Source organism: Streptomyces sp. NPDC054834 (genome assembly GCF_053611185.1).
Genome location: NZ_JBSGZV010000010.1, coordinates 33005 through 49502 on the forward strand (window position 1 = coordinate 33005; position 16498 = coordinate 49502).

A 16498-nucleotide genomic window follows, 5' to 3' on the forward strand; every position below is an offset into this window, starting at 1 on the left:
CTTCTGGTCGGTGCGCTGCCCGACCCAGGTGGCTCCCGAGTACGAGGGCGGCGCTACGACGTCCGTCCTTACGCGGAACCTTCCGTCGCCGACGCCGTCGCGGCGGCAGCGGGAACGGCCGTTGTGAGGGCCTCCGCCGCCTCGCGGTCGGGCGCGAGCGGGTCGGTCACCGTGCCGGTCTCTTCATCGAGCAGCCCCTGCGCCAGCCTGGTCACCGCTGCGGGGACCGGCGGCGTCAGGTCGGCCACGGCGCGGAGACCGGACAGGACGTCGTCGGGTCGTACGGCAGGCGTCACGTGCCGAACAACCAGCCGCAGTATCGCACAGGGCTGGTCGGTCGGCCTATCAGCCTGCTGACTCTGTGTTGTCACTCTCTCCAGGTTCACGACCGCGGGTCGAGCGTCGAAGGTGCGGACGCCGTTCTTGGTCATGCGCTGGACCTCGACGGCGCCGGCCCCGTTGAAGGCCGCCACCGCCCGCTCGGCGTCGGCCGGGTCGACGCCGTCCAGCCTGAGCTCCCACACGGAAGCCGTCAGCCGGTCGGCGAGTCCCGATGTCCGCGCCTCTACCGCGTCGACGATGTCGAGCCCGAGGGGCAGCGACTCGTCGAGGAGGTCGCGCAGCGGCTCCGGGTCGCGGTGCTCGGTGAGCGCGATCTCCAGGTACTCCGCCTCACTGCCCGTGCCGGTGGGTGCGGCATTGGCGTACGACACCTTCGGGTGCGGCGTGAACCCCGCCGAGTACGCCATCGGCACCTCGGCACGGCGCAGCGCCCGCTCGAAGGCGCGCTGGAAGTCACGGTGGCTGGTGAACCGGAGGCGGCCGCGCTTGGTGTAGCGCAGTCGGATGCGCTGCACCGCGGGTGCGGGCGGCGGGCCTTCGGGCTGTCGCTTGCCCAGTGTTCTAGTCCTTCGTGAGAGCGGTCGTACTGCTATCAAGAGTACGTGTCTCCGGCGCCTTGAGTTCCCGCCGGTCCTCCGGCCCCGGCCGCCGGGGCTCGCCGAACAGCGCCCGGCGGACGTCGGCACGCGCCTGCCGGACGGTCTCCCGGGCGGCGGCCAGCGCCTGCCGGCCGGCTCGTCCCACGGCCCGCGCGGCCTCGGCGACGGGCCGCAGCAGCAGGTCCCGCGCGACGTGCCCGACCGGGGTGAGGAGGGCCCGGTGCACCCATCGCGCCGGCTCCACGGACATCCACCGGAAGAGGGTCCCGAGGACCCGCCCGACGGTGCGCGAGACGTACCCGGCGATCCGCCAGGCGTGCCCGAGCGCCGTCCCGGTCTCCCGTCCGACGACGGAGAGGACCCGGCCGACCGGTACGAGCACCCAGCGCCACAGGGCGAGCGCGGGCAGGACCAGCAGGACGCGGGCGATCCAGTACAGGACGGTGCCGATGCCGGTGGCGACCGTGCGCAGCAGCCGGGCCACGGCCTGCCCGACCGGCCTGAGCACCCACACCACGGCGTGCCCGATCGGGGTGAGCACACGCGCGTACACCCACGCCAGGGCGTGTCCCACAGTCGTGAGGAGATACCGGTACAGCCACCCCAGCGGCACCACGACCAGCCCGTACAGCAGCCATCCGATCGCCCTGCCGGCCGGTGCCAGTCCGTACCGCCACTCGACGACGAGGTCGGCGCGCTCGGGCGGGGGCGGCGGCTTGCGCGGATCCGTGCCGCCGGCCGTCAGCCGACGACCTGGACGGTCGTTCCCTTCGTGGCGAAGTCCCACATCGCCTTGCCGTCCGCCGCACGCTCTCGGACGGCGCCGGTGCGCAGGCTGGGGTTCGGCGACGGCGAGGAGCCGTCCACCGCGTTGGAGAAGGCGTTGGAGGTCCCGAAGTACACGGCGTTCTCTATCCGCACGCCGTCGCTGCCGACCCCGGTCTCACGCCGGAACGTCACGGGAAACGCCCCCTTGGCCGGCGTCACCGTCCCCGGCCAGACGGCGAACGTCCGCTGGGACTTCCCGTCGGCCCCGACCAGCCACACCCGCTTCTGCCCCAGCGAGTACACCACTCGGCGCCCCGTGCCGGAGCCGGCGGGCACCTTGTACTGCGGGGGCTTGGGCGCGGCGGAGTGGGACGCCTTCGCGCTCGGCTTCGGAGCGGCGCCGCCGGCCAGACCCCCGTCCGGAATCCCCTTCCGCGCCTGGAGGGAGAGCACGAACACTATGGCCAGTGCCCCCACCAACAGCCCGGTTATCCAGGCACCCGCGGGCACTTTACGCCTCGACACTGGACCAGTCTCCCCACACGCCCCTTGCGGACCTCCCCGACGTCGGCCCTCCGTGTCGGTAGATTATCCGTGCGATGTCAGTGGGAGATGTCAGCGGGAGACGAACTGCTGACCGCCGTCGATGTCGTACGTCCCACCGGTGAGCGCGGTGTTGCACATGATGTGCACGGCCAGCGCGGCGACATCGCCGGGCTCGACGACCCTCCCGATGGGCAGCGTGGCCCGCAGTTCCTCGCGCCGGGCAGCGAGCCGGTCGCCCAGGAGCTCGGCCGACAGGGGCGTGTCCACGAATCCGGCGGCGATGAGATTGACCCGGACCGGCGCGAGTTCGACCGCCAGGTCGGCGATGAGGGCGGGCAGTGCCGCGGTGAGGGCGGACACGACCGCCAGGCCCGCGCCGGGGCGCCGGCCGCCGGTGCCGCCCATGAACAGCAGCGTGCCTCCGGCTCGCACCTTGTCACGGCTGTAGAGGGCGACCGCGAGTGTCGTGGCGAGGCGTTCGCCGAACTCACGGGGGGCCTGCGCGAGGTCCACGTCGGCCAGGGGGGTGTAGGAGGGGCTGCCGGCCGTGACCATCACATGGTCGACCGGTCCCGGCAGATCCTGGAAGAACTCCCGGAGCCGGCCGGCGTCGCCGGCGTCGAACGACGCGGTGGCGATGGGCTCGACCTCGAGCGCGGCCCGCTCCAGCCGTTCGGGGTTCCGGCCGACCAGGACCACCTGGCCGCCGTCGGCGCGCACTTGGCGGGCGGTCTCCAGCCCGATGCCCGCGCTGCCACCGATCACCACGACGGTCCGGCCGGCCAGGCCGGCCTGTCGGCCGCTGCCCGTCATCCGCTCGCTCCTCCGTACACCGACCCCGGTCCCAATTGTCGCCGCCTGGGCGGTTTTCCGCTCAGCCACCGCCGTCTTCCCGGGGCAACGGGGCGCCTCACCCGTGCCGGGTGAGGCGCTCGGCTCTTGACGTGCGCAAGCTAGGCCTGAGGAGGAGCAAAGGAGACAGATCATGACCGCGACACACCATGCCCGCCCGGAACCGGCCAAGCAGCACTGGGCAGTCGGTCTGATGATGTTCGCCGCCGTCATGCTGGCGATCGTCGGCGTGCTCGACATCTTCCGCGGCATCATGGGCATCGCCCAAGACAACGTCTTCCTGACGACGTCCGGATACGTCTTCCAGTACGACCTGACCGGCTGGGGCTGGGTCCACCTCATTCTCGGGGCGGTCGCCTTCGTGGTCAGCCTGGGCCTGTTCCAGGTGGCGACATGGGCGCGGGTCGCCGGCGTGGTGATCGCCGGATTCCTCATCATCGCCAACTTCCTCTCCCTGCCCTACTACCCGGTGTGGTCCGTCCTGGCGATCGCCATCTCCGGCTTCGTCATCTGGGCGCTGTGCGTAGTGCGGCCCGAGAGGCCCCCGGCCGTGTGACAGGAACGTGTGAGTGACAGGAACGTGTGACAGGAACCGGTTCGACGTGCGACGGGAGCGGCGCGGGGACACGGCCGCGGCCTGGGCCCGGCTGGCGCTCCTCGCCCTGCTGGGCAGCGTGCTCGTGCTGCTCGTCACCGCCGGACTGCGCAGCGTGCTCTGGGTGCTGATCGCCGCGGCGGGCGTGGCCGTGACGGCCGCCGGGCTCTGGTGGGTCCTCGCTCACTCGGGAGTCGTCCGGGCCGTCGGGGTCCTCTTGGTGGTGCTCGTTCCGCTCGCGGTCCTGGCCCTGTTCGCCGCGCACGACATGCTCTGGCCGGCCAGTCTCTCCCTGGGCCTGTGGGTGCTGGCACTGGCGGCCGCCCGGATCGCGACGACCCCCGCGGACCGTGCCGCCGGGCGCGGCGGTGAGCCCAGGCCGGTGGCGGCCCCGCGGCATCCGTGGGTCGTGATGAACCCGCGCTCCGGCGGGGGCAAGGTCGACCGCTTCCACCTGGTCGAGAGGGCGAGAGCGGCAGGCGCCCGCGTCGTCCTGCTGGATCCGGCGCACCACCAGGACGTGGCGGAGCTGGCCCGGGGTGCGGTGGCCGAAGGAGCCGATCTGCTGGCCGTGGCCGGCGGGGACGGCACGCAGGCTCTGGTCGCCGAGGTCGCGGCCGGGCACGACGTGCCCTTCATGGTGATCCCGGCGGGGACGCGCAACCACTTCGCACTCGATCTGGGTCTCGACCACGACGACCCGGCAGCCGCCCTCGAGGCGTTCACCGACGCCGTCGAGTTCCGCGTCGACCTGGGGTTCGCCGCCGACCGGGTGTTCGTCAACAACGCTTCCTTCGGGACCTACGCGGTCGTGGTGGGCAATCCCGGCTACCGGGACGCGAAAGTGCGCATGACGCTTCAGGCGCTGCCCGGTCTCCTCACCGGCCCGGAAGCGCCACGGCTGCGGATGCGTGCCGGACAGACGCACGCCGAGGGCCTCCAGGCCGTACTCGTCAGCAACAACCCCTACCGGCCCGTCGTCGACTCGGCGCATCCCGGACTGCGGGAGAGTCTCGACTCCGGACGGCTGGGTGTACTGGGTGTGCGCGTCGACAGCTCCGCCCAGGCGGCCCGGCTCCCGGCCCGGCTGATGGGGAGGGCCCGGCGGTCACCGGCCGTGACACGGCTGACGGCCCGCGAAGTGGTCGTGGAGGGCGACGGGGACACCGTCGCGGCCGGCATCGACGGAGAGTCCGTCGTACTGCCCGCTCCGGTGGTCTGCCGGGTGACCCCCGGAGCGCTGCGGGTCCGTGTCCCGCGTCACCGGCCGGGAACACCGCCGAACAGGCCCCGGGCGGACTGGCGACGAGTGATGCGCCTGGCGCTGACCCGGCCCGACCGGCAGCGGATTCACCTCTGACCAGGCAGCTCGCAGTACTGGGCCGGACAGCGGCGCCAGCCCGGCACGGGTTTCTCCTCGGGCAGCGCGTTCGGCCCGTCCGTCCGCAGCGCGGTCATGGCATGTTCTTCTTGCTCTTCTTGCTCTTCTTGGTCTTCTTGTTCTTCTTGGTCTTCTTCGGGGGTCCCGCGAGGTCTCTCCTGATTTCGGCCAGTTCGTGGCGGGTCTGCTCACTGACCTGCGGATACTGGGGGTTGATGTCGATGAGCGTGTGCGCCAGCACCGCGGCCGCGCACAGCCGCGCGAACCATTTCCGGTCGGCGGGTATCACGTACCAGGGCGCCCACTCGGTGCTGGTGGCCGACAGCATCCGCGAGAACGCCCGCTGATAGTCGTCCCACCTGGCGCGCTCGCGGACGTCCGCCGGCGAGAACTTCCAGTTCCGCTCGGGAACGTCTATGCGCTGGAGGAAACGGACCCGCTGTTCTTCCTTCGACAGGTTCAGGAACAGCTTCACGATCCTGAAACCGTTGTCGGTCAGATAGCGCTCCCACTCGTTGATCTCCCGGTAGCGCCGCTCCCAGACGTCCGGACCGCGCGCCGCGCCGGGCAGCTTCTGGCGCCGGAGGTTCTCGGGGTGCACCCGCACCACCAGGACCTCTTCGTAGTGGGACCGGTTGAAGATGCCGATCTCTCCGCGCCGGGGCAGGTGACGGGAGTAGCGCCACAGGTAGTCGTGGTCGAGTTCCTCCTCCGAGGGCACTTTGAAGGCGGCCACCCGCACTCCCTGCGGATTGAGCCCGCTCATCACATGGCGGATCGTCCCGTCCTTGCCGCCGGCGTCCAGGGCCTGGAGGCACACCAGCACCCCGTAGACGTCCTGCGCGGCCAGCCGCCGCTGGTAGTCGGCCAGCAGTTCGATGCCGCTGCGCAGCAACTCGACGCCGTCCCTCTTCTTGTTGATGCCCGCCTTGTACGCGGGGTCGAAGTCCTCCGGCAGACGCACCTCGGTGCCGGGTCCGACCCTCAGCGGGCTGACGAACTCGGCCATGCGCTCGGCTCTCTCGTCGGCCATCGCCCCTTCGTCCCTTCGTCGCCCCCGCCCGCCCCGGCCCCATGGCCACGCTTCCGTTCCAAGGTTCGGCCTGGTCAGCGGGGGCGGCTTCACCCTCCGCGGGTGGTTCGCGCCGCGCCGGCCGTTACGACGGAAGGTCCTGCTCGGTCCAGATCGTCTTGCCGGTGGTGGTGTAGCGCGTGCCCCAGTGGTGGGTCATCTGGGCGATGATGAACAGGCCCCGGCCGCCCTCGTCGTCGCTGGCTGCGTGCCGCAGATTGGGCGTGGTGTGGCCGGTGTCGGAGACCTCGCAGATCAGGGTCCGGTCACGGATCAGGCGTACCTGGATCGGGCCGCCGACGTAGCGGATGGCGTTGGTGACCAGTTCGCTGACGATGAGCTCGCTGGTGAACGCCAGGTCGTCCAGCTCCCAGTCGCCGAGCTGTTTGCTGACGGCGCCGCGGATGGTGGCGACCGCGGCCGGGTCCGGGGACAGTTCCCACTGGGCGAACTGGTTGCGGTTCAGCAGGCGTGTGCGGACCACGAGCAGCGTCGCGTCCTCGTCCACCGGCCCGGGCAGCAGTGTGGTCACCGCCCGGTCGCACAGTTCTTCCAGGGAGCTCCGGTCGTCGGCGAGGACGTCCGCGAGCTGCGCGAGCCCGGCGTCGCGGCTGTCCGTCGCCTGGAGGAGGCCGCCCGTGAAGAGCGCGACGAGACTGCCCGGCGGGAGCTGGAGTTCCGTGCTCTGGTAGGGCGCGCCGCCGACTCCCAGCGGCGGTCCGGGCGGCAGCTCCGGATAGTCGACGACACCCGTGTGCGGTTCGACGACCGCCAGCACCGACTCCCCGGCCCGCGCCAGGCTGCACTTCCCCGACACCGGGTCGTACACCGCGTACAGACAGGTCACGTCGACGGCCGCGGCGGCCCGCGACCTCAGGCGACCCGTGCCGTGGCCGTTCCCGCGCTCGTGCGCGGTCTGCTCGACCAGGTCGTCCATGCGGGACAGGAGCTCGTCCGGGGTCAGGTCCAGCCGGGCCAGGACGCGCACCCCCGTACGCAGGCTTCCCATGGTGGCCGCGGCGCGCAGCCCGTGACCGAGCACGTCCCCGACGACCAGGCCGACCCGGGTGCCCGACAACGGGATGACGTCGTACCAGTCGCCGCCCACCCCGGACCCGCTGTCGGCGGGCAGGTAGCGGCTCGCCGAGTCGAGGGCGGTGTGCTGCGGCAGACGGCGGGGAAGCAGGCCCCGCTGGAGTTTGAGTGCCACGGTGTGGCCACGGGTGACCACCGGCAGCAGCAGGAGACCGAGCAGCAGGGCGCCCAGGCCGACGACGGTCACCCCGCCGGTCGGTCCGATCAGCGGCAGGTCGACGCTGGTGGCGCCGTACCCGGGTGCCGCGTAGACGAAGGCGGCGTAGAAGAACAGGCAGAGCATGATCAGCGCGCCCACCCCGGGCAGCACGCCCTTGAACACGAGGTCCTTGGTGCTGTGGGTGAGGATCTTGCGGTGGTACCACAGGCAGGCGAACCCGGTCAGCCCGTACTGGAAGGTGATCGCGAGACCGACCGAGTCGATCGAGTCGGCCAGCACGTTCCCGCTGAAAGAGGTCAACAGGACGAGGAAGGCGATCGAGACCGCTCCCATGCCGACGGTCGACCAGGTCGGGGTGAGGAACCTGCGGTGGACCCGGGCGAACCGGGAGGGTACGGCCTTGTGCACCGCCATGGAGAAGACGGTCCTGGCCAGGGGCAGGATGGTGGTCTGGGTGGAGGCCAGCGCCGAGGTCAGCACCATCAGGATCAGCAGTCTCGAAAGGACGAGCCCTGTGTCGTGGCTCCCGAAGACGGCCTCGCCCAGTCCGGAGAACACATCGCCGGAGTGGGCGGCGTTGCCCAGACCGATGCCCGAGCCGCCGTCTCCGGCGAAGGCCTGCGCCGACGTGGCCACCAACGCGTACATGATCAGCAGCAGCACGGTGGACATGACCGCGGCGCGCCCGGGGATGCGTGTGCTGTCGACGGTTTCCTCGTTGATCGAGACGGCGGTGTCCCAGCCCCAGTAGATGAAGACTCCCGCCAGGAGGCCCGATGTGAGGCCCTTCACGGAGGACACCTCGAAGGGGTTGAACCAGGAGGCGGAGACATGGATCGCCGTCGGCGGAGGGTCGGTGTAGACCCTGACCAGCGCGGCGACGGCGAACAGGACCAGCATCCCCGCCTCCATGCACAGCAGCCAGCGCTGGACGGCGGCGGAGAACTCGATGCCGACGTAGCAGACCGTGGTCATCACTACGATCCAGACGATGCCCGCCACGGTGGTCCACAGCCGGTCCTCCGCGAGTCCGTCAAGGCCCACCAGCCGAAAGCTGTAGGCACCGGCGATCTCGGCGAGGCTCGCCATGACGATCACGTTGGCGACGATGATGCCCCAGCCGCCCATCCAGCCGGTGCGGGGACCGAAGGCGCGGGTCGCCCAGGTGAAGGTGGTTCCGCAGTCGGCGTTGCTCGCGTTGAGCTCCCGGAAGGCGTACGCGATAAGCAGCATCGGCACGAACGACAGCATGATGACGATCGGGGCCTGGAGGCCGACCGCCGCCACGATGAGCCCCAGCGTCGCGGCGAGACTGTAGGCGGGGGCGGTGGACGCCACCCCGATGACCACCGAGGAGAACATGCCCAGGGCGTCGTTCTTGAGCCCCTTCCGGCCGGCCCCCGTCCCGGGAGCGGGGCGGCCGGCGGACCCGACGCCGCCAAAGTGCCTCACACTTGATTCCAACGCCGGGTCGCTCTCCTCCGCAACAGAAGCGGCGGTTGCCGGTGGGCCGGACCATCGCCGTCACAGCAGCACCCCGGAGTACGGGCAGCGGCGGACGCGCCGTGACTGACGTGCTGCGGAGCGCCAGGTCCCGCAGTCTGGGGGCATGCTCACATCGCATCACCGGGCCGCCGGCGCGTCCCGTCGGCGGAGATCGGCACACCGGCTGGTCGCCGCCGCCCGGTCCGCGCACACACGGGCGACGGCCCGGTTTCCGGTGGTCACCCACCTCGCGGACCGCTTGGTGTCGGTGAACGTCTTCGACTCCGCCACACGCCTGGCGGCGCAGTGCTTCCTGACCGCGGTCCCGCTGCTCTTCGTGGTCGGGGCGTACGCTCCCCCTCCGGTACGGCAGCAGCTCGTCACCTCCGTGCGCACCGTCTTCGGGGTCACGGGCGCCGCGAACGCCCAGCTCGTACACGCGCTCACTCCCACGACGGGCGATCTGCGGCAGGCGACCGGTGTGGTGGGCGGACTGATGGTGCTGCTCTCGGCCACCGCCGTCAGCAGGGCGATGCAACGGCTGTGCAAACGGGCCTGGGAGATCCCCCGGGCAGGAACCCGGATCGCCCCCTGGCGCTGGCTGGCCTGGCTCGTGCTGTGGCTGGGGGCACTGCTGGTGCAGGGCCCCATGCGCGACGGGTTCGGCGCCGGGGCCTGGCTGGGGATCCCGATCACGCTGGTGGGTCTGACGGGGCTGTGGTGGTGGACCCAGCACCTGCTGCTCGGAGGCCTGATCGGCTGGAAGCCGCTGCTGCCCGGCGCGGCCATCACAGCTGTCGCGCTCACCACGCTGAGCGTGACCGCACGGTTGTATCTGCCGCGGGCGCTCAACCACGCCCTCGCCGAGTACGGCTCCCTCGGGTCGGTGTTCATCATGCTGTCGTGGCTGATCGTGGTCTGTGTGGCCGTCGCGATCAGCATCAGCGCGGGCGCCGTAGCGGCCCAGGAACCGCCGCTGGCCGGCCGCCTCGGAAGCCCGCCTCCGGTACGGGACCGGAACGCGCATCCGTGACACCGCCGGCCGCGACGCTTTCTCCGGCTCAGGAATTCAGCACGTCGATGCCGTCCCCCAGCAGCTTCAGCCCGAACACGAAGAACAGAACCGCCATGACAGCCGTGTGGTGCCGCGCCGCCCATTCCTTCCAGTTGCCCAGCAGGCTCTTCGCCCGCTCACCCATGACCAGGAAGACCCCCAGCGGAGTCAGCAGCCCGAGGGAGGCGACGAGGACGAAAATCGCCAGCGCGGCGATCTGCTCGCCGACCGGCAGTCCCGACGAGCTGATGGACGCCGCCGCGGCAATGGTCAGCGGGGCGTTCTTCAGGTTTCCGGCAGACAGCAAGAGGGCCAGAGGGAAGATCTTCACCGGGGTGAAGCGGTCGAGCGCGGCCATCCACTGAGGCAACTGTGCCTGCGTGACATCGGCAGGACGATGACGCCACAGCCGCACGGCAAGAAGAACCAGTGCCAACCCCAACGCCAGCTTGAGAGCCCCCACCCAGTCGGCCGGCTGCCCCCGGGTGGTGGCACCCCCCTGGCCGCCGATGACCAGCATCACCGCGCCCAAGGCCGACAGACCCACCACCCAGCCGGTGGCGAACACCAATCCGTTCACGCGTCCACGAGGCGTTGCCAGCACGATGATGATGGCGATGATCGGCAGCGGACTGACGGCGACACCGGCCGCCAGGCCCAGCACATCACCCAGCACTTCACCCATGCGGAAAGCATCGACGACAGCGCGCGGTCTTTGCCGCATGGGCGCGGCGGGCGGGTGAATGACGCTCACGGCCGCACCGGTTCCCCGGGTGCGGGTGATGTGCGCACGGGATAGGCTTTCGAGGTCAAGTCAGGTTCTCTGGGCGGTATTTCCTGGCGGTATTTCCGGGCGGTATTGCAGACGCCGGTCGTCGCCTTGTTGGCGACGATCAGTTAATTCTGACGATCAATTGATTCTGCGGAGACCCGACGACCGCGGTGCGCACCCTCGCGTTTCGCCAGGGATGGGACAACGGCCGAATCCAAGGGTCCGCAGCCCGCAGCCCCTGTGGAGGCCGGGATGAGAGTTGTCGTTGATCTTTCCCGATGCGAAGGCTACGCGCAGTGCGCGTTCCTGGCTCCGGACGCGTTCCGGATGCACGGCGAGGAAGCGCTGATGTACGACCCGAACCCCGACGACGCCCGGCGCGACCAGGTACTGCGCGCCGCGGCGGCCTGCCCGGTCCAGGCGATTCTCGTCGACCAGCTGGAGGGACGGGACGTACCGGTGGAGGCGTCGAAGTCATGACCAGCGCCGACACCCTGCGAGCGTTCAAGCGCGACGGCCGCATCGTGGTCGTCGGGGCCTCACTGGCCGGACTGCGGGCCGCGGAGGCCCTGCGCGACGAGGGTTTCACCGGATCGCTGACCATGATCGGTGACGAGTCGGGCGAGCCCTACGACCGGCCGCCCCTGTCGAAGCAGGTACTGACCGGGTGGGTGCCGGCCGACGGCACCACGCTGCCGAGACGCCGTGACATCGACGCGGAATGGCTGCTGGGCGTGCCCGCCAGCGGGCTGGACCTCGCCACCAACCACGTGCGTCTCGCCGACGGACGCGAGGTTCCCTTCGACCGGGTGCTGATCTCCACCGGGGTACGGGCCCGGCCATGGTTCGTCGAGTCCGAGGCTTCCCTGGACGGCGTATTCGTCGTACGAACACGCGAACACGCCGACAGCCTTCAGCGAGCCCTGGCCGCCGGGCCCTCCCGCGTACTGGTCATCGGTGCCGGATTCACCGGCTCCGAGATCGCCTCCGTCTGCCGCGAGCGGGACATCCCGGTGACCGTCGCCGAACTCGCGCCGGCCCCGCTGGTCGGGGCGCTCGGCGCCATGATCGGTGAGATCGCCTCGGACATGCAGCGCGCCCACGGTGTCGACCTGCGCTGCGGTGTCAAGGTCACCCGGCTGGAGGGCGACGCGCAGGGGCACTTCCGCAGGGCTCACTTCGACGACGGCAGCACGATCGACGCCGACGTGGCGGTGGTGGCGCTCGGGGGCATCCGCAACACCGAGTGGCTGCGGGGCTCGGGACTGGCGGCGGGTGTCTGGGGGATCGCCTGCGACACGGGCTGCCGTGCCCTCACCCTCGACGGCCTGCTCACCGACGACGTCTTCGTCGCCGGGGACGTGGCGCGCTGCCCGAATCCGGTCTACGAGTACCGGCTCATCTCGCTGGAGCACTGGGCCAATGCCGTGGAACAGGCAGAGGTCGCGGCGCACAACATGGTCAGCGGCCAGGCAGACCGCTGGCCCCACCTGTCCATCCCGGTGTTCTGGTCGATCCAGTTCGGCGTCAACATCAAGTCCGTCGGCGTACCGACCTTCGCCGACGAAGTGGTCGTCACCCAGGGGTCGGTGTCCGACCACCGTTTCGTCGCCGCATACGGCTACCAGGGCCGCGTCACCGCGGCGGTCAGCTTCAACAACGCGAAGTGGCTCGACCACTACCGGCAGCTGATCGAGACGGCCGCACCCTTCCCGCCACCCTGCCCCACGCCCGACCAGCCCGTCGACATGAAGCCGGTGCCCGTCGACTTCCCCGGCCCCGTCCTGCTCGCCCAGGGCGCCACGGTGGTCGTCACCGGTCACGACCCGGGTGAACGGCGGGTCACGGCCGCGCAACAGCACCACCGGTAGGAGGGAAAGCGAGATGACCACGACCGAGACACCCGACACCCTCCACCGCATCCTCGACTATTCCTCCCGGCCCGACCCGTACCCGCTGTACGCCGAACTGCGCGAGACGCCGGTGGCCCGGCAGGAGGACGGCAGCTACGTCATCAGCACCTACCGCGAGCTCACGGACCTGCTGCACGACCCGCACCTGAGCTCCGACGTCCGCAACCTGTCGCGCCCGATGCCCGCGGCCGCGGGAGGGGCCACGCCGGCGTTCATCAACATGGACCCGCCCGAGCACGACCGCCTGCGGCGTATGGCGATGCGCCATTTCGGCCCCCCGCACACCCCGGGGCTGGTGGTCGGCATGGAAGGCGACCTGACCGCCGTCGTCAACAGCCTGATCGACGACTTCGCGGGCAAAGAGCAGATCGACATCGTCGACGACTTCGCCTACCCGTTCCCCGTCACCGTGATCTGCCACCTGCTCGGCGTGCCACGCGAGGACGAGTCCACGTTCCGTGTGTGGGTGAACGACATCATCGACGCGATCGACTACGACCCCAGGACCGACCCGAAGGAAAAACTGGACCACGGCGTGCAGGCCCGCAACGACCTGCGCCAGTACCTCGGCGGGCTGCTGGAGCAACGCCACAGCCGACCGGGCGAGGACCTGTTGACACGGCTGGCCAACGACGACGGGCCGGACGGGCGGATGACCGACGACGAGATCGTCGCCACCGCCAACCTGCTGCTGATCGCCGGCCACGAGACCACCGTCAACCTCATCACCAACGGCATGCTGACGATGCTGCGCAACCCGCACGTGCTCCAGCGACTGCGCGACGAACCGGGCCTGGTCGTCCCGCTGGTCGAGGAACTGCTGCGCTACGAGCCCCCCGTGCACATCATTCCCTGGCGGGCGGCGTACAGCGACATCACCGTCGCCGACACCGTCATCCCCAAGGGCTCGCAGGTCATGCTGATGCTCGCCTCGGGCAGCCGCGATCCGAACCGCTTCCACGACCCCGACCGCTTCGACCCCGACCGGCGCGACAACCAGCACCTCGGCTTCGGCAGCGGCATCCACCTGTGCTTCGGCGGCCCGCTGGCCCGGCGGGAGACCCAGATCGCGCTGACCGAACTGGTACGACGCCTCGACCGGCCCACCCTGATCACCGACCCACCGCCGTACCGACGCAGCCCCGTTCTTCGCGGTCCGATCCATCTGCACATCGAGCAGAACTCCGGTTGACGCGACGGATGAAGAAAGGGGCACGCCAGGCCGCCCAACGGTGTGGGAGCCATCCGCGCACCGCACCTGCCCGGCGCGACCGTCCGGGAACAGGCCACGGAGTACCAACGCCCCGCACGCTACTCGTAGAGAGGGCGGTACCGAGGTCGTCCACGCAGTGGTCGCGGAACCCTCGCTGCCCACACCACCCACGGGGCGCCGCCCGGGCGAGGGAGACCGCCGCACGGCGACCGATGAGTTCCGGAGCCCGGCCGGGTCTACCTCCGCACAAGCGAAAGCCGCGCACAAGCTCTGTGAGGGAACCATGACCACCCACTCACTGCCACCCGTCGTCGACACCGCAACCTGGAATCGCCGGCTCGAGGCACTGCGTGCCCGGGAGAAGGCCGCGACGCGGGAGCTCGACGCCATCGCCGCCGAGCGCCGTCGCCTGCCGATGGTCGAGATGCCCGACTACACCCTCCAGGGCGTAGACGGCCCAGTCCGGCTGGCGGACGTCTTCGAAGGCAAGAGGCAACTGATCGTCTACAACCACATGTGGTTCGCCGGCAAGGAATGGCAGTGCCCGGGCTGCACGGGGTTCACCTCGCAGTTCACCCGCCTGGAGTTCCTGGACAACTACGACGCGCGATTCGTCATCGTCACCCAGGGCCCGATCGAAGAGGCACTCGCCTACAAGCGGCGGGTCGGCAACCGGATGGCCTGGTACTCGACCGCCGGCAGCTCATTCGGGGCCGACGTCGGCGCACCGCCCGACGGAGGATTCGCGGTCAACGTGTTCCTGCGCGACGGCGACACCGTCTACCGCACCTGGCACACCAACGGCCGGGGCACCGAGCAGCTCAGTCACACCTTCGCGCTGATCGACCTCCTGCCGTACGGGCGGCAGGAGGAATGGCAGGACTCACCCGAAGGCTGGCCCCAGTCGCCCACCTACAGCCGGTGGGCGACGTCCAAGGACATCGCTACGCTCTACGGCTCGGGCTCCGGCGACAGCTGACCCAGCCGCGGCAGCCCCCGCCAGGGCCTGGCGGGTCCATCACGGGCAGAGAGCTCATCGCCCGCCACACCTCGGCATCGTCAGCCGACCAAGTCGGCCACCAGGCTGCGGATCCGTTGTTCGATCTCATCCCGGATCGGGCGGACCGCGTCAACCCCCTGCCCAGCAGGGTCGTCGAGTCGCCAGTCCAGGTACTGCTTGCCGGGAAAGACAGGGCACGTGTCGCCGCACCCCATGGTGATCACCACGTCCGACGCCCGTACTGCTTCTACGGTCAGGACCTTCGGGGTCTCCACGGAGATGTCGATGCCTACTTCATCCATCGCCTCCACCACTGCCGGATTGACGGTGTCAGCCGGAGCGGAGCCGGCGGAGCGGACTTCGACCTTGTCTCCTGCGAGGTGGGTGAGGAATGCGGCAGCCATCTGGGACCGCCCGGCGTTGTGGACGCAGACGAACAGAACCGACGGTCGTGAAGTGGGGACAGTCATGGGCCAGTCCTCCTGGGATGGGCAGTTCAGCGAGCGGAGATGGAGGGGCGTTCGGCTTCCGGGCGGGGAGCGATGACGCCGGTTTCGGTCGGAGCCGTAGGACCGAATACCGCGAGCAGCAACCCGAGGCCGACAGCAGCACCAACCAGTTGGGCCGCGATGAACGGACCGACGGAGGCAGGAGCGATGCCGGCGAACGTGTCGGTGAAGGCTCGCCCCATGGTCACGGCCGGGTTGGCGAATGACGTGGACGAGGTGAACCAGTAGGCGGCCCCGATGAAGGAGGCCACCGCCACCGGAGCCAGATGGGCGCGATCAGCCCGGGTCAGGCCGAAGATCAGCAGGATCAGCCCCGCGGTTGCCACGACCTCGCCCAGCCACAGGTGACCGGCCGAGCGATCGTGGGTGGACCACTTCACGAGGGGTTCGGCGAACATCGCGTCCGCCAGGATCGCGCCCCCGATGGCTCCGGCAATCTGGGCAGGGACGTACGCGGCCACCTCCCGCGCGGTCATGCCGTCGCTGCTCCTGCGACCGGCGAACCAGGCGGCGAGTGTGACGACCGGGTTGAAGTGCGCCCCGGAGACCGGCCCCAGCAAAGCGATCAAGACGCCCAGGCCGAAGACGGTGGCAAGCGAGTTGGCGAGCAGCTGCACGCCGACGTCCTGTGACAGCTCGGTTGCCTGGATTCCGGAGCCGACCACCATCGCGACCAGTGCGGCCGTGCCGACCGCTTCGGCCACCACACGCCGCCCGAGCGAAGCGTTCACGCGGTCGCCCCAGCACTCTGCGGAACCGTCAGGAAGGAAGCCAGCCGCGCCAGTGCATCGGGCAGCGCCCAGTAGTACACCCACGTCCCGCGCCGCTCGCAGTCGATGAGACCCGCCTGCCGGAGGAGCTTGAGGTGATGGGAGATCGTCGGCTGTGACAGGTCGAAGGCGGGCGTCAGCTCACACACGCACACCTCACCGCCGTCCTGTGAAGCGATCATCGACAGCAGCCGCAGCCGTACCGGATCACCGAGAGCCTTGAAAACCCTGGCCAGCTCCGCCGCCTGGTCGTCGTCCAGCGGCGCGGAAGCGAGCCTCTGGCAGCAGGCACCGCCGTCCGCGTCCTGGCCGAGGACTTCGAGCTCTTGTTTCGACATTCCTCTATGTTGACGTTTTTCGATCCACGGCGCA

General features: G+C 70.2%; 17 protein-coding genes. 7 read left to right on the forward strand and 10 right to left on the reverse strand.

The features are described 5' to 3' along the window. Positions 1-68: 68 nt before the first annotated feature. The 4 genes from ACWGJM_RS15960 to ACWGJM_RS15975 all read right to left on the reverse strand — a co-directional run bounded on the left by ACWGJM_RS15960 (position 69) and on the right by ACWGJM_RS15975 (position 3068). Complete coding sequence (locus ACWGJM_RS15960; protein ID WP_453412276.1) at positions 69-857, reverse strand: TIGR03936 family radical SAM-associated protein; 789 nt, start codon at positions 855-857, stop codon at positions 69-71. A gap of 46 nt (positions 858-903) precedes the next feature. After that, positions 904-1728 carry a hypothetical protein gene (locus ACWGJM_RS15965; RefSeq protein WP_453412277.1) on the reverse strand — a complete coding sequence of 275 codons (825 nt, stop codon included), beginning with the start codon at positions 1726-1728 and terminating at the stop codon, positions 904-906. Then, positions 1683-2234 carry a hypothetical protein gene (locus tag ACWGJM_RS15970; RefSeq protein WP_453412278.1) on the reverse strand — a complete coding sequence of 184 codons (552 nt, stop codon included), beginning with the start codon at positions 2232-2234 and terminating at the stop codon, positions 1683-1685. Before ACWGJM_RS15970 ends, ACWGJM_RS15965 begins: the two co-directional genes overlap by 46 nt. A 90-nt stretch (positions 2235-2324) precedes the next feature. Continuing rightward, a complete protein-coding gene (locus tag ACWGJM_RS15975; protein WP_453412279.1) occupies positions 2325-3068 on the reverse strand; it encodes an SDR family oxidoreductase in 744 nt (247 codons plus the stop codon). A 172-nt stretch (positions 3069-3240) separates the two neighbouring features. On the opposite strand from ACWGJM_RS15975, the gene ACWGJM_RS15980 reads away from it, so the two are divergent. Continuing rightward, positions 3241-3663, forward strand: a complete 423-nt coding sequence (locus ACWGJM_RS15980; protein WP_453412280.1) for a DUF7144 family membrane protein — start codon at positions 3241-3243, stop codon at positions 3661-3663. 46 nt (positions 3664-3709) lie between these two features. Beyond that, a complete protein-coding gene (locus ACWGJM_RS15985; protein ID WP_453412281.1) occupies positions 3710-5062 on the forward strand; it encodes a diacylglycerol/lipid kinase family protein in 1353 nt (450 codons plus the stop codon). Between the two features lie 94 nt (positions 5063-5156). Here the strand turns inward: ACWGJM_RS15985 and ACWGJM_RS15990 are convergent, their stop codons facing one another. Continuing rightward, entirely contained in the window at positions 5157-6116 is a 960-nt protein-coding gene (locus ACWGJM_RS15990) for a polyphosphate kinase 2 family protein (RefSeq protein ID WP_453412282.1), read from the reverse strand. A 124-nt stretch (positions 6117-6240) separates the two neighbouring features. Continuing rightward, entirely contained in the window at positions 6241-8862 is a 2622-nt protein-coding gene (locus tag ACWGJM_RS15995) for an amino acid permease (RefSeq protein WP_453412283.1), read from the reverse strand. A gap of 157 nt (positions 8863-9019) precedes the next feature. Between ACWGJM_RS15995 and ACWGJM_RS16000 the strand changes: the two genes are divergently transcribed. Then, positions 9020-9928, forward strand: coding sequence for a YhjD/YihY/BrkB family envelope integrity protein (locus ACWGJM_RS16000; protein WP_453412284.1), 909 nt, complete (start codon positions 9020-9022; stop codon positions 9926-9928). Positions 9929-9956: 28 nt separating this feature from the next. On the opposite strand, the gene ACWGJM_RS16005 is transcribed toward ACWGJM_RS16000, so the two are convergent. Continuing rightward, complete coding sequence (locus ACWGJM_RS16005) at positions 9957-10634, reverse strand: GAP family protein (RefSeq protein WP_453412285.1); 678 nt, start codon at positions 10632-10634, stop codon at positions 9957-9959. Positions 10635-10973: 339 nt separating this feature from the next. Between ACWGJM_RS16005 and ACWGJM_RS16010 the strand changes: the two genes are divergently transcribed. The 4 genes from ACWGJM_RS16010 to ACWGJM_RS16025 all read left to right on the forward strand — a co-directional run bounded on the left by ACWGJM_RS16010 (position 10974) and on the right by ACWGJM_RS16025 (position 14826). After that, complete coding sequence (locus ACWGJM_RS16010; protein ID WP_453412286.1) at positions 10974-11201, forward strand: ferredoxin; 228 nt, start codon at positions 10974-10976, stop codon at positions 11199-11201. Further along, positions 11198-12592, forward strand: a complete 1395-nt coding sequence (locus tag ACWGJM_RS16015) for an NAD(P)/FAD-dependent oxidoreductase (RefSeq protein WP_453412287.1) — start codon at positions 11198-11200, stop codon at positions 12590-12592. Before ACWGJM_RS16010 ends, ACWGJM_RS16015 begins: the two co-directional genes overlap by 4 nt. A gap of 13 nt (positions 12593-12605) precedes the next feature. Next, on the forward strand, positions 12606-13826 hold the full coding sequence (locus ACWGJM_RS16020) for a cytochrome P450 (protein WP_453412288.1): 1221 nt from the start codon (positions 12606-12608) through the stop codon (positions 13824-13826). A gap of 304 nt (positions 13827-14130) precedes the next feature. Beyond that, positions 14131-14826, forward strand: a complete 696-nt coding sequence (locus ACWGJM_RS16025; protein WP_453412289.1) for a DUF899 domain-containing protein — start codon at positions 14131-14133, stop codon at positions 14824-14826. Between the two features lie 80 nt (positions 14827-14906). On the opposite strand, the gene ACWGJM_RS16030 is transcribed toward ACWGJM_RS16025, so the two are convergent. The 3 genes from ACWGJM_RS16030 to ACWGJM_RS16040 are packed head-to-tail and all read right to left on the reverse strand — an operon-like array spanning position 14907 to position 16464. After that, on the reverse strand, positions 14907-15317 hold the full coding sequence (locus tag ACWGJM_RS16030; protein ID WP_453412290.1) for an arsenate reductase ArsC: 411 nt from the start codon (positions 15315-15317) through the stop codon (positions 14907-14909). A 26-nt stretch (positions 15318-15343) separates the two neighbouring features. Next, positions 15344-16024 carry an aquaporin gene (locus tag ACWGJM_RS16035; RefSeq protein WP_453412455.1) on the reverse strand — a complete coding sequence of 227 codons (681 nt, stop codon included), beginning with the start codon at positions 16022-16024 and terminating at the stop codon, positions 15344-15346. Positions 16025-16083: 59 nt separating this feature from the next. Continuing rightward, complete coding sequence (locus ACWGJM_RS16040; RefSeq protein WP_453412291.1) at positions 16084-16464, reverse strand: ArsR/SmtB family transcription factor; 381 nt, start codon at positions 16462-16464, stop codon at positions 16084-16086. Positions 16465-16498 lie beyond the last annotated feature (34 nt).

Excerpts from the sequence above, each read along its gene's own strand:
- ACWGJM_RS15975 (WP_453412279.1), bottom strand. The coding sequence starts at position 3,068 with ATGACGGGCAGCGGCCGACAGGCCGGCCTGGCCGGCCGGACCGTCGTG.
- ACWGJM_RS15980 (WP_453412280.1), top strand. The coding sequence starts at position 3,241 with ATGACCGCGACACACCATGCCCGCCCGGAACCGGCCAAGCAGCACTGG.
- ACWGJM_RS15990 (WP_453412282.1), bottom strand. The coding sequence starts at position 6,116 with ATGGCCGACGAGAGAGCCGAGCGCATGGCCGAGTTCGTCAGCCCGCTG.
- ACWGJM_RS16000 (WP_453412284.1), top strand. The coding sequence starts at position 9,020 with ATGCTCACATCGCATCACCGGGCCGCCGGCGCGTCCCGTCGGCGGAGA.
- ACWGJM_RS16005 (WP_453412285.1), bottom strand. The coding sequence starts at position 10,634 with ATGGGTGAAGTGCTGGGTGATGTGCTGGGCCTGGCGGCCGGTGTCGCC.
- ACWGJM_RS16010 (WP_453412286.1), top strand. The coding sequence starts at position 10,974 with ATGAGAGTTGTCGTTGATCTTTCCCGATGCGAAGGCTACGCGCAGTGC.
- ACWGJM_RS16015 (WP_453412287.1), top strand. The coding sequence starts at position 11,198 with ATGACCAGCGCCGACACCCTGCGAGCGTTCAAGCGCGACGGCCGCATC.
- ACWGJM_RS16020 (WP_453412288.1), top strand. The coding sequence starts at position 12,606 with ATGACCACGACCGAGACACCCGACACCCTCCACCGCATCCTCGACTAT.
- ACWGJM_RS16025 (WP_453412289.1), top strand. The coding sequence starts at position 14,131 with ATGACCACCCACTCACTGCCACCCGTCGTCGACACCGCAACCTGGAAT.
- ACWGJM_RS16030 (WP_453412290.1), bottom strand. The coding sequence starts at position 15,317 with ATGACTGTCCCCACTTCACGACCGTCGGTTCTGTTCGTCTGCGTCCAC.
- ACWGJM_RS16035 (WP_453412455.1), bottom strand. The coding sequence starts at position 16,024 with ATGGTGGTCGGCTCCGGAATCCAGGCAACCGAGCTGTCACAGGACGTC.
- ACWGJM_RS16040 (WP_453412291.1), bottom strand. The coding sequence starts at position 16,464 with ATGTCGAAACAAGAGCTCGAAGTCCTCGGCCAGGACGCGGACGGCGGT.